Origin of the sequence: Desulfobacter sp. UBA2225, from assembly GCF_002348205.1 — a bacterium.
Classification (GTDB): Bacteria; Desulfobacterota; Desulfobacteria; order Desulfobacterales; family Desulfobacteraceae; genus Desulfobacter; species Desulfobacter postgatei.
Genome location: NZ_DDYV01000028.1, coordinates 1 through 12464, shown reverse-complemented (window position 1 = coordinate 12464; position 12464 = coordinate 1). Strand labels below are relative to the sequence as shown.

Annotated in this window: 9 protein-coding genes; 3 read left to right on the top strand and 6 right to left on the bottom strand. The window is 45.6% G+C overall.

Features of this window, described 5'->3' with window-relative positions; genetic code table 11:
- Window positions 1-16: 16 nt before the first annotated feature.
- Window positions 17-367: an RNA 2',3'-cyclic phosphodiesterase gene (gene thpR / locus B3D59_RS18385; protein WP_414646503.1), complete on the top strand. Its 351-nt coding sequence runs from the start codon at window positions 17-19 to the stop codon at window positions 365-367.
- A gap of 9 nt (window positions 368-376) precedes the next feature.
- On the opposite strand, the gene B3D59_RS01140 is transcribed toward thpR, so the two are convergent.
- The 4 genes from B3D59_RS01140 to B3D59_RS01125 form a co-directional block, all read right to left on the bottom strand.
- Entirely contained in the window at window positions 377-2413 is a 2037-nt protein-coding gene (locus B3D59_RS01140) for a FapA family protein (RefSeq protein ID WP_286817244.1), read from the bottom strand.
- Window positions 2403-2915 carry a cob(I)yrinic acid a,c-diamide adenosyltransferase gene (locus tag B3D59_RS01135; protein ID WP_286817243.1) on the bottom strand — a complete coding sequence of 171 codons (513 nt, stop codon included), beginning with the start codon at window positions 2913-2915 and terminating at the stop codon, window positions 2403-2405. Before B3D59_RS01135 ends, B3D59_RS01140 begins: the two co-directional genes overlap by 11 nt.
- Window positions 2916-3031: 116 nt before the next feature.
- Window positions 3032-5752, bottom strand: coding sequence for a CoA-binding protein (locus B3D59_RS01130; RefSeq protein ID WP_286817242.1), 2721 nt, complete (start codon window positions 5750-5752; stop codon window positions 3032-3034).
- A 109-nt stretch (window positions 5753-5861) separates the two neighbouring features.
- A complete protein-coding gene (locus B3D59_RS01125) occupies window positions 5862-7091 on the bottom strand; it encodes an ATP-grasp domain-containing protein (protein WP_286817241.1) in 1230 nt (409 codons plus the stop codon).
- A 934-nt stretch (window positions 7092-8025) separates the two neighbouring features.
- Between B3D59_RS01125 and hisS the strand changes: the two genes are divergently transcribed.
- Both hisS and aspS read left to right on the top strand, forming a co-directional pair.
- Window positions 8026-9282, top strand: a complete 1257-nt coding sequence (gene hisS / locus B3D59_RS01120) for a histidine--tRNA ligase (protein ID WP_286817240.1) — start codon at window positions 8026-8028, stop codon at window positions 9280-9282.
- A gap of 26 nt (window positions 9283-9308) precedes the next feature.
- Complete coding sequence (aspS, locus tag B3D59_RS01115) at window positions 9309-11096, top strand: aspartate--tRNA ligase (protein ID WP_286817239.1); 1788 nt, start codon at window positions 9309-9311, stop codon at window positions 11094-11096.
- A 135-nt stretch (window positions 11097-11231) separates the two neighbouring features.
- On the opposite strand, the gene minE is transcribed toward aspS, so the two are convergent.
- Together minE and minD are read right to left on the bottom strand one after the other, a co-directional pair.
- The gene (gene minE / locus B3D59_RS01110) at window positions 11232-11498 is read right to left on the bottom strand and encodes a cell division topological specificity factor MinE (protein WP_286817238.1); all 267 of its coding nucleotides are present in this window, start codon (window positions 11496-11498) and stop codon (window positions 11232-11234) included.
- Between the two features lie 10 nt (window positions 11499-11508).
- The gene (minD, locus tag B3D59_RS01105) at window positions 11509-12303 is read right to left on the bottom strand and encodes a septum site-determining protein MinD (protein ID WP_286817237.1); all 795 of its coding nucleotides are present in this window, start codon (window positions 12301-12303) and stop codon (window positions 11509-11511) included.
- Between the last annotated feature and the right edge of the window lie 161 nt (window positions 12304-12464).

The window sequence follows — 12464 nt, the reverse complement described above, 5'->3', positions numbered from 1 at the left end:
TATATCAAATGAGCGAATGGGGAGGTTTAATATAACATTTAACCGACTTGGCGTTTTTCCAAATGCACGACATCCTAAAGTCATCTGGATCGGGTCGGATAAGACAAGCCCTGATTTGGTAACTTTACAGCGCGATATTGATTCAAGGCTGAATAGATGCGACCTTTTTGTTAAGGAGAAAAAATTTTCGCCACACATTACACTATCTCGGCTACGCAACGGTGCAAAACCAGACATATTAAAAAAACCGCTTGAAATAGAAACAGGATCCCTATTGATTCCTGTAACCCAAGTCCATCTGATAAAAAGCCGGCTTCATTCGTCAGGGGCTGTCCACTCGTCTTTATTCTGTGGCAATCTGAAATAGAAACATCTTTTATCTTCCCCGCTTTAAAAATTGCAACTCAGGATACCGTCCCTGAGGCCACACCTCTTCAACCGTGAAACCGTTTCGATCATCAGTAAGTGACACTGTTTGGTAAACACCACCCAGAGTGGTGCCCGCATATGCTTTGCCCGTAATCTCAATAATCGCAACGCCACTTCTTTCCTTTGATTTTTCCAAATAGGCAAACAGTGTCTTTTCATGTGAAAGAATCTCTTTTTTTGCCTGGGTAGTAAATATGGAAATCTCTTTTTCCAGTTCCAGCACAGATGTATCATGCTCTTTTTTGGTCGCATTCATTGTTTTCAATGTAACCAGAGAACTGTTTACTCTTTTATCGTAGGTTGAAATGAGCTTTTGGATGTTAGCCAGAGTTTTCTTGTTGAGGGTTTCCATTTTTCTATTTAATTCAGATAACAACACATCTTTCTTTTTTCGGGTCTTGTCATGAAAGGTTTTAAGCTTGATCATTTTCTTGAAAATTTTGTCGGCCTGCGCCTGCTGGTATAATTTTTCGCCTTTAAGCTCTTCCAACTTATCAAAAATTGAATTCATTATATCCAGAATGGTTTGCACAAGCCCCACAACATGTTGTTCGCCGCCAGCAACGATCGTACTTGGTGCTGCCCGCTCACTTCCGACGCCTGAAATTATAACCCCGCCCTTGGCATAAATTTTTGAAGAAATAACCCTGCATGTTGGACTTTCAAATTTCCCACCGCACCTGATCTGTGAGTCAATGATCTCATTTTGAACATATACATTGCCAAAGGTCTCTATTCTGCTGTTATGCAGATAACGGGCATGGACATCTCCCTGGGCACGGATAATCGAATCCGTAATACCGACCCCGGCACGGATATCACCTATGGCATCGATATTTGCATCCCGAATTTCTTCGGCGCTTACCTTGCCTGCTGTTATTGGATATGCACCGGTAATCGCCCCTGATACCGATAAATCGGCATAGGGCTCAATGGGTCCGTGACGATAGTCAGCATCCTCCAGGAGATGAACCACAGGATGAATAAATACTTTTCTATCGGCTGAAAGCCCAGCCATACCTGATTTTCCGGCAAGAATTTTTAACTTGTCCCTTGACCGTCTGGTATTTTCTCCACAACGAACAGCAAAACCATTCCCTGCTACCGCGTTCATCTGTTCACCATACAAGTTCTTAACTTGAACTTCCATGGCAATAAATTTCTGTTCTATGAGAACTTCACCTTTCTTCTTCTCAATTGGTTTGCCGTTATCTTCACTTATGTATAAAGAAAGTAGGCCTTGTCGTTTCAAAAGATCAAAACAATCCACCCGGGCTACTGGAAATTTTTTAACACCGGAATCAAGAAAACACTGGATAAAAGAATCAGGATAGATACCGTTGACAATACCATCTGTCATGACTGCATCTTTAACCTGGTTTAATGTGATCACAATTTCATCAGGTTTGCGTCTTTCTATCCAGGCACTCATATGATCTGAACTTACGGAAATGCTTATTTCAAACTGATTTTCAGCTTCCGTGCCCCTGCCCTTTTCTACATTTTCAGGTGCTCTGCTTTGTTTATTTGATACGTCATCACCATATCTATTAAATAAATTCTGCTCGTTGAGGATCAGATCTTTGTGTTTGATTGTTAAAATCCTGGTTTCAACAAGAATGTCACCGATAAGTTTTTTATGTCGTGACTTTTTAAATACCTTTCTTTGTAATTCCAATGCCTGATTGATATCTTCCGTGGTGGCAAGGCCTTTTTCAATGGCAATTTTGCCGAATTCTTCGCCGCTTTTGCGAACAATAAGGTACTCCTGAATCAGCTTAAGCAACTCAAGCTGATACGGCGTTGCCATGCCTTCATCACGTAACAGATCCTCATAACCGGCCTGCCCGTTTTTAAAGGTGAAAAGCTGTATCAGGTACCCATGCTGATCCTGGGAGATGGTTCCGTACTTTACTGCAAGATCTGCCAATGTCGGAATATTATTGGCCTGTTCCGCATTGATTTTGTTTACGTCACTTTTCAATTCCCACCCTGGCCGCAACACCTTGTTGATAATAATGTTTAATTTCTCTCATTTCCGTTACAAGATCTGCTTTATCGATAAGGGCAGCAGGAGCGCCGCGTCCGGTTAAAATAAGTTCAATATGCTCAGGTTTTATATCAATCATATGTAATAGGTCTTCCTCTGAAAGTAAACCGCATAAACAAGCGACAGTAGCCTCCTCAGCGATAACAAGATCATGTTGTCCGGCTTCAATGATGCTGCATAACCGTTTATACCCTTGCCGGCATTTGGCTCTCTCTGCATCAGACGGTTTGCCTTTAACAAATTGCCCGGCACCATATTGTTCAACAAAGATATTATCGAACTTTTTAAGTGCGTTTATTTCAGAATAGAGGCCGTTTTTCATAAACTGAATAATGAAAACCCTAAGCCCGGCACCGGCCGCCCTGACTGAGAGACCGATAGCGGCGGTTGTTTTCCCTTTACCATTGCCCGTGTAAACCTGAACGTAACCTTTCACGAAACCGCTCCTTTGAAAACAAAAAAACTGAGCAAGTTCGTTAAAACTTAGCTCAGTTTTTTTGTAGATCTTAAAGAAAGTTAAAAAATTAACTTTCCCTTAAAAACAATTGGATGTTAGCCAACAAATTCAACCTGGCTTGCAGGCGTACGGCAATCCATGATCATACCGCGAGATTTGTGGTCAGCAATTTCAGCAGAGCAACCCACCATACGACCAAGCAGGAACAAGATAAATGCGATATCCTGCATAGCTTTGGCATCAATTTTTCCGCTGTTTACATCTTTCCAGAGCAGGTCAAGGGAGATGGTTGCGATAACGCCGTCAATATTCACGCAGAATACGTTCTTGGTGGCGCCAACTTCAAACATCGCTTTAACCAGGTGATGATAGAATACCTGGAAATGGTTGATCTCGTTTCTTTCAGTGAACAGTTTGTCCATGAAAACTTCACGCGGATCGTAGTTAACCGGTTTTCCTTTGAATACAGGATGATTTACGCACGGTACCTTGAAGTAGTTCATGATACCTTCGCGTTTTGCCGTTGCTTTGGTACTCAGGTATTTTTCTGCAGTGGCCTGGGCAATTGCTTTCATCTTGGCATCGCGTTTGGCGTCATCGGGTTCCAGGTACGGATCAAAGTCACCAAAGGCGTCTTTGAGGAACTTGATGGCTTCAAAACCGTTGCCGCCATGGTCACGACCGGTGTTGTTCATCCAGCCGGAGTAGCATGTAGCGATATAGTTACCGCCACTGACGGACTCCTTGGCGCCCTTGGCACTGATGGTACCCGGGCCGTTGGACATCAGCAGGTTGAGCAGGCCGTTGGTGGCAAACTGTTCTCTTGCATTGCAATCACGGTTGAACAGCAGTTTAAAGCATGTTGTTGCAAAGTCAGTATTCAGCACGGACAGATCGCTGAGTTTTACCAAGGATTTATAGAAATCGTTGACCTCATACTGGGGTGCGCAGCAACCAACAAGGACGCCGTTGCATGCCAGATATGTAGCAACTTCATGAGCGGTTTCACGGGTCATCTGCCTGTCAACCAGAGGCGTCCAGACAACGCTTAAGCTCATGGCAGCCAGAAGCAGGCTGAGTTTGTTTACATCACTGTTTGCTTCGGCATATTTCTGGGCATATTTGGTGAAGATGGTTTCCAAACCTTTTTTGGCCAGAAGTTCACCGAAGAATGCAGCGACTTCTGCTTCTTTAGCTGTTGTTTCACCCTGGGGCATAATCTTCTGTGCCACTTTTTCAGCAATAAGCGTATCGTTTACAGAAGCATCGCCAAAGATATCGACATAGAAAAGATCGATCATTTTTTGGGTCATCTCTGTCATGTCTTGATACAGCTTGCAGTTACCGGATGTTAAGACTGCAGCGCCAAGATAAGCGTTAGGCAGGGCGCCATTAGCTCGGGCGCGGGCGGTAATATCCATGTACTGCGTACCCACAGCTGTGAAATAGTTCATTATGGCATTGGCTAGCGGCAGATATTTCTCATCGGGCAGTACAGAAGTAACGGCAAAGAAGTTGGAAAGGGCAAAGTGTTTTACAACAAGATCAAGAACCGGAACACCATGTACTTCGGTAACGTCGGTTTTCGAATTCATGCGGCTTGCGCCGGACTTGTTGCGCATGGATTCTCTGGTCAGCTGGGCACCTACCTGATTACCAAGTTTTTTGATGGCATCGTTGTAGGGTTCCATGGCTTCAACGGCAGCCATTTTCAGTTTTGCAGGGAGATCCAGGCCCTGATCATTTACAAACCAGGGTTTCAGGCTCAAGTCGCCTTTGGGCGCGAAATCGCTATTTTCACCGATCTCTTTGTAAACAGCGGCCATGGCTGTGGGCGCATCCGAAATGGAGTCAATTCTGACACCCTTTTTGGACGCTTTGGGTTTGTCAGGGTTGAACAGATCAACACCAAAATATGAATCAAACCATTTCTCTTTTGCAAGGGCATCATCACCGCCACCGGCAATGGCGCCGGCATGACCAACCGCGCGGCTCAGGTTTGCTTTCCAGCGACCGGTTACGCAAGCTACGATGGGTTTGGTCAGCTTGATGGTGCCGTCGGCAATCCAGTCAAGGGCCATTTTTTCGTAATATCCGCCGGGCTCAATATAGCAGAAGATCGCTTTGGTGCGCGGATCATTTTCTGCGCAATAGAGGAATTCAGGGAAGGCAAAGTGGATATAAAGGTCTTTACCGGAGCTCAGTACGGTGGATGTACCGAAACCGGCGGTTTTCAGGTATTCAGGGATGGTGGTACTGAAGTTTCCGGAGTTACTGAAAACAGCAACGCTGCCTTTTACAAGGGATTCACCCGGGTTGTTACCACCCAGGGCGCCACCAACACGTACCTGGTCCCAAGAGTTGCCGATACCCAGGCAGTTTCCGCCAAATACGTCGATTTTATGTTCCTGTGCGATGGCGCGGACAAACGCAGCATCTTTTACACCGACTTTTTCAGTCAAAATAACGATTTTTTTCAGGTCGGGATTCTGGGCAATCAGCTCGGCGGCTGCGGCTGCAACTGCTGTGGGCGGCAGGTAGATAACACCCGTATCAAATTTGATACCGGCGTCAACAATCTCTTTAATACTGCCGTATGCCGGGATATCACCGATTTTGGTTTCCAGTTTTCCACCGGATTTTCCGTATTGAACACCAGCAACAATGTTACCGCCGCTGAATTCGTGTGATGTGGGGGTTACTCCTTTACTTTCACCACCCAGAATGTTCATCACTACGCACCGGGTCTTTTTATTTGCTATTTCTTCTAGATTATTTACTCCCACGTAGTAGGGGAAGGGATTAGTTTGGCTCATAGCGTCTCCAATAAAATGATTTATTTTCTGGTTAATTTGCTAAAATGCTTTTGATTTATAATTAAATCGTCAGATTACCTTTGACCTTTGTTTTTGGTTCAGCAATTAATTATTTTTTATTTGCTGTAATCCATGCATCCAGTTCCAGGGTGTAATTCAATACACCAATCATACTACTGTCGAAACCGAACATTTTGTAAGGAACTTTCATACTGTCAAGAAGGTCTCGGGCATAAATCATTCCCTGCACGACGTTTGGTCCACCACGACCGATTATAACGTGAATATTAGGATTCAGATGAATGTTTTCTCTCAGGGCATCCAGCATCGCTTTGATGGTAACGAAAATATCGGTATTGTTAGCTTTACCACCAATAATCTGAACAATGTTGGCATTTTTCAGAAAGTGCTTGTAGGAAATGCTTGCAATCTCTTTCATCTTTGCATAGGGCGGGTTTCCACCAAAGTCAGATGAAAACATTGCTTTGTCGCCCAGAACCTCAGTGGCAGCACTGTTGGCACCACCGCCGAACATGAAGGGCAGAATGGTTCCGTTGGGGTTAAGTTCCACAACGTCGCTTTGTCCCTGATAGGTTCTCAGCTGGTTGATTTCAGTTTCAAAATCGGTCAATTCCGTAGCAAACACTTCTTTGGGGAATGCGATGCGGGTATGTGCGGGATCGTCCTGATCAAAAGCGGCTTTAACGTCGCAGGCAACCGGAACGGGACGTTTGCCTTTTTGCATACGAATGGGGTTGATCTCAATCATGGTCAGACCATAATTGTTATAAAGATCCCACAGTTTGGGAATCTGCTGTACCAGCGGACTGATGAAGGCTTTGGGGCATCCCAGTTTGATCAGGGCATCATTCACATGGTAACCTCTGAGGCCTTCATTGGGGTTAAACGGAATGATCGCTTTTTTCTCGGGCGGCAGTTCTTCAACTTCAACACCACCTTCAACAATCAGCAGCATAGTCGGCGTTCTGGTGATTGTAGATGTTGTAATACTTACATAAAGCTCTGCATCTGATGCGACAAATTCTTCAAATGTGCAGCCGTTTGCCTTATGTGTCGTATTGCCCTGCTTATATTCGGCAAAGCAAAGATCTTTTCTGGCCTGGTTGGCGTCTGCATAGTTGTCGACAATTTTTACCAGCCCTGCTTTTCCTTTTTTACCGGCACTGCCCATGAAAGACGGTTTTACAACGACTTTGCCGCCTTTTTTGATCAGCGCTTCAATCTGTTCTTTGGTAGCATTTTCTGTCAGGGTCTCTGCTACAGGGAAATCAACGATATCCATCAATTGCTTTCCGTATTTTAATCCAGTTAGTTGCATTTTTCCTCCCTGATAATGTAGTGAATTTAATTAAAAAGAACTTCTCAATTCATTCGATATTACCAACAGACTTCAATCTTAACATCCTGCTCTCTTACGAAAACAAAATGCTGATTATTTTCGAACACCTAACTTGACCTTACTGCAATATCATCCATTCAAATATTGCATTCAGGAATCGTTAGTTGCTCCTTCTCGTCGCAAGTAAGGTTTAAAGCTCCCCCCTAAACGTCTTCCCACACCAAGCCCTCCTTTCTGTTTGGGATTTGAATAAATTTAAACAGTCGTTTTAAAGATCTCTTATCAAGTTTAAGTCTATATAGGATAGGAACTTCCGTTTTGTCAATAGGATAGTGTAGCCAAAATTCACCACCAAAATTTAATATGTTTCCATAAAAAAGTGAACCGGTGGCAGTCATGGGGTTTTAGCCTTATTTAAAATAAATAATTTGTTAGCTCATAAAAACTATCATTTGGCATTATTGTTTTGTTTCTCGATACAGTTATCATCTTTATGCCGACGGCAATTGTGCAATGGATTGCCTGAATTAATTAATTTAGCAAGATATACAGACAGATCTGTTAGGGGAATGGAACCACTTAATGTTTTTTCTTCTTCGTTCCTGAATGATAACATGCATAGTGACATATTTGGTTGCACTCGTTGGTGGTGGCTTTTTTGAATTCGAAGACACTATAGCGGCTCGATCTATCAAGCGCAACAAAAATTTTTATTTTTTTAACTGTGGGTTGGGGTGCCGTATCCGGTGACTTTCAAGCCTCTGGAAATCATCCAACTAATATTGACCCGTTCGCCTTGATGGCCGATATCCGACCTTTTATTATATGTTGACTAAGACGCTGATTTTAAACTATATAGATCGGCTGTATATTTTTTTAGAAATGAACGCAAAAGGTTAAAGATATAAAAAGCATGCAGACCATACGTGGATTCAGAGACATTTTACCGGAGCAAATTGCTCTGTGGCAAAAGGTGGAACAAGAAGCGGCAGACCTGTTTGAATCCTTTGGATACAGGGAAATCCGTATCCCTATTGTGGAAAAGACAACGCTGTTTGCCCGGAGTATTGGAGAAACGACCGATATTGTCGAAAAGGAGATGTATACCTTTGAAGACAGAACTGGGGACATGCTCACACTGCGGCCCGAGGCCACAGCATCCATTTGCAGGGCGTATATCCAGCATAAAATGTATGCTGCCGAACCGGTACGCAAGTTTTATCTAACAGGCCCCATGTTTCGCAGAGAGCGGCCGCAAAAGGGTCGCTATCGCCAGTTTTACCAGATCGATGCAGAGGTTTTTGGGGTTGAATCCCCTTATATTGACAGTGAACTGATTTTTCTATTACACGCCTTGCTGCGCCGCCTCGGGCTTGAAGGCCTTTCGGCCCATATCAACAGCCTTGGCTGCCCCGCCTGCCGTCCTGATTTTCAAAAAGCCCTGCTGGATTTTTTAGGCGAGCGAAAAGACAATCTGTGCGAGAACTGCAAACGCAGGCTAGTTAAAAATCCGCTGCGGATACTGGACTGTAAAGTAGAAACATGCAGGCAGGCCCTTGAGGGCTCGCCTGCCACAGTGGATCACCTGTGCCCGGACTGCCGTACCCATTTTGAAACCGTGAAAACCAGCCTTGAAAAACTTGGTGTGGATTTCATGATTGACGACACCCTGGTTCGTGGACTTGACTATTATACCCGTACGGCCTGGGAGATTCAGACCACAACGCTTGGTGCCCAGTCCGCCGTTGCCGGCGGCGGCCGGTACGATCGTCTGGTGGAAGAGCTCGGTGGGCCTTCAACACCGGCCATCGGCTTTGCCATCGGCTTTGACCGTCTGGTGGAAGTTATGGAACAACTTGACACCCAGGTGTGTGAAAAGGGCCCGGACCTTTTTATTGTCAGCCTGGGAGCAGATGCCCAGGCATATGCATTTGAATGGTCCTGCAGACTGAATACCATGGGCATAAGAACAGATTCGGATTTCCGTGGAAAAAGCATGAAAGCGTTGATGAAACGGGCAAACAAGGTTAATGCCGCTTTTGTTCTCATTATCGGGGACAATGAACTTGCCCAAAAAAAACTTGTGCTGCGCAATATGGCTACCAAGGAACAAACGGAAATCGGCCTGGATAATCTGGTGAATGATTTGGCACAATTAATTAAAAATTAATATAGTTATGGAGTTTAAGAATTAAAGTGACTGATTTACTTGGAGATATGAAACGCACACACTCCTGCATTGAGTTGGGAGACAGCCACATTGGTCAGGACGTCGTACTCATGGGGTGGGTTCAGCACCGCCGGGACCACGGCGGCGTTATTTTTGTGGACCTTCGGGACCGGGAAGGCATTACTCAGATTGTATTTGATCCGTCGTTCTCCGCGAATGTCCATGAAAAAGCCCAGGAAATCAGAAGCGAATATGTCCTGGGCATCAAAGGAAAAGTGTCGGCAAGACCTGATGACATGGTCAACCCCAGGATGAGCACCGGTGCCATAGAGGTGCTTGTGGAAGAGCTGCGGATTTTTTCCAGGGCCAAAACACCGGCCTTTCAGATTGAAGACCGGGTTGATGCATCGGAAACCATACGACTCCAGTACCGTTATCTGGATTTAAGGCGAACCCAGCTAAAAAACAATATCCTGGCCCGTCACAAAACTACCATGACCGTTCGAAATTATCTGGACGCCAACGGGTTTGTGGACATTGAAACCCCGTTTCTGACCAAAAGTACGCCCGAAGGCGCCAGGGATTATCTGGTCCCCTCCCGGGTTAACCAGGGCGACTTTTACGCCCTGCCCCAGTCTCCCCAGCTGTTCAAACAGCTTTTGATGGTTGCCGGCTTTGACCGGTATTACCAGATTGTCAAATGCTTCAGGGACGAGGACCTGCGCGCGGATCGCCAGCCCGAGTTCACCCAGATCGATATGGAACTCTCCTTTGTGGATGAACACCAGGTGATGGAAATTAGCGAAGGATTGATCAAGGCCATATTCAAAAAGGTGCTGGATCTGAACTTCCCCGAACCCTTCCCCAGCATGACCTGGGCCGAGGCCATGGACCGGTTCGGGTTAGACCGTCCTGATTTAAGGTTTGGCCTGGAATTGAAAAATGTCTCCGATATTGTGGCCAATGCGGATTTCAAAGTGTTTGCCTCTGTGGTTAAAAACGGCGGACTCGTCAAGGCCATCAATGCCAAGGGCTGTGCAGATTTTACCCGAAAACAGATTGATGAACTCACCGAATTTGCAGCCGTTTACAGGGCCAAGGGCCTGGCCTGGATAAAAATAAAGGAGGACCAGTGGCAGTCCCCCATTGCAAAATTCTTCTCTGATGATGAAAAAGAGGCATTAAAGAAACGCCTGGATCTTGAACCCGGTGATATTGTCTTTTTTGTGGCAGATCAGCCCAAAATCACCAATGAGGCCCTGGGTCAGTTGAGAAACGAGTTGGCACGCAGACTTAGGCTCATTGATGACAGTGAGTTCAAGTTTACCTGGATCACCCATTTCCCCATGTTTGAATATGATGAAACGGAAAAACGCTACCAGGCGCTTCATCATCCGTTTACCGCACCCACGGAATCGGATCTGGACAAACTGGAGACCACGCCCCTGGAAGTTAACTCCCGGGCCTATGACCTGGTTCTCAACGGTGTTGAAATCGGCGGCGGCAGTATCCGTATCCATGACAGCAAACTGCAGCAACGGGTCCTCAAATGCTTAGGGATCGGTGAAAAAGAAGCAAAGGAGAAGTTCGGGTTCCTGCTGGAAGCCCTGACGTTTGGCGCACCTCCCCACGGCGGGCTGGCATTTGGCCTGGATCGTCTGGTTATGCTGCTTTGTCGTGAGGATTCCATCCGCAATGTCATTGCCTTTCCAAAAACCCAGAAAGCCACCTGCCTGATGACCCAGGCGCCCTCAAAAGCTGCGGCGGCCCAGCTCCAGGAGCTGGCCATTAAAACGGTAAAGCCCCTGGATTAAGGAAGAGGGTAAAAATTTAAAACCGCCCGGAAACAACTTGTTTCCGGGCGAAAATTCAAGCAAGACCAGAATTAAGAGCACGAGCAGGAAAAAGGCAACCCGATCAGGTAAGGCATCTGAAATACAGTGTATGGATCAGGCCTGTTTTCTTTTTACCTGGAGAATAGGGGTGTTAAACACAAGGGCAGAGACCTGGTTGTCATTTTTTACCTTAAGCTCCAATGCATCTCTATCAATTTCAAAATATTTTGATATCACATTAACGATATCCGTCTGAAGATCAGTCAAAATAGTGTCGTTCACTTCAAGTTTGTCGTAAACTAAAGAAAATTGAAGACGCTTTTTTGCTTCGTCACTACTTCTTTTCTGGCCTCTGAACCGTCTCAAAAATTCTTGCAGCATTCAATTCTCCTTATCTTAACCCGAAAGTGTTACTCAATTTGCGCCATACACTGGTTTTTCGGTTCGGTACCTCAATGGGAACATCTTCGCCATTCAGACGTTTAGCAATCCTGCGAAAGGCCTGTCCGGCGATAGAATCATTCTGAAGCACCAGGGGCGTACCGGTATTGGAGGAGATGAGAACCTTTTCATCCATGGGCACAAGTCCTGCCAGCTCAATTGACAATATATCCAGCACATCTTCATGGCTGAGCATTTCACCACGCGCCACACGCATCGGCTCAATACGGTTGACAACAAGTTTGGGCTCTATAGAGCGCGCATACAACAGGCCGATAACCCGATCTGCATCCCTGACGGCGGAGACATCCGGGGTGCAGATCACAATCGCTTCATTGGCGCCGACCGTGGCGTTTTCAAACCCTCTTTCAATTCCGGCCGGAGAATCCATGATCACATAATCAAATTTTGTGCGCAAATCGTTGGTCACCCGTTCAACCCCTTCGGGTGTCAGCACATCTTTATTATCACTTTGGGAGGCCGGGATTAGAAAAAGATTGTCAATACGTCTGTCCCGAATGGCTGCCTGGTCAATCTTGCATCGGCCCTGAACCACATCTACAATATTAAAAACAATCCGATTTTCCAGGCCCATGACCACATCAAGGTTGCGCAGTCCGATATCCATATCCACAATGGCGACCCTTTTTCCTTCAAGAGCCAGGGCCGCGCCAATCGAAGAGGTCGCTGTTGTTTTTCCCACGCCGCCCTTTCCAGATGTTACGACAATAATTTTTCCTTCCAAAATTACACCTCAATAATTATGATTGTTTTTTCTTTAAATCACTTCCGGCCAGGGCATCCGTTTAAACGGATTTTCTTTCATATAATTTTTAACCACAATGCCGCCCTGTTCCACACATGCAAATTCGGGACCCTGCCTTCCTGACTCGCCGGCTCCGGTGA

What these genes read in the sequence shown, in the direction of transcription:
- thpR (WP_414646503.1), top strand. Translation starts at nt 17, where the DNA reads ATGGGGAGGTTTAATATAACATTTAACCGACTTGGCGTTTTTCCAAAT.
- B3D59_RS01130 (WP_286817242.1), bottom strand. Translation starts at nt 5,752, where the DNA reads ATGAGCCAAACTAATCCCTTCCCCTACTACGTGGGAGTAAATAATCTA.
- B3D59_RS01125 (WP_286817241.1), bottom strand. Translation starts at nt 7,091, where the DNA reads ATGCAACTAACTGGATTAAAATACGGAAAGCAATTGATGGATATCGTT.
- hisS (WP_286817240.1), top strand. Translation starts at nt 8,026, where the DNA reads ATGCAGACCATACGTGGATTCAGAGACATTTTACCGGAGCAAATTGCT.
- minE (WP_286817238.1), bottom strand. Translation starts at nt 11,498, where the DNA reads ATGCTGCAAGAATTTTTGAGACGGTTCAGAGGCCAGAAAAGAAGTAGT.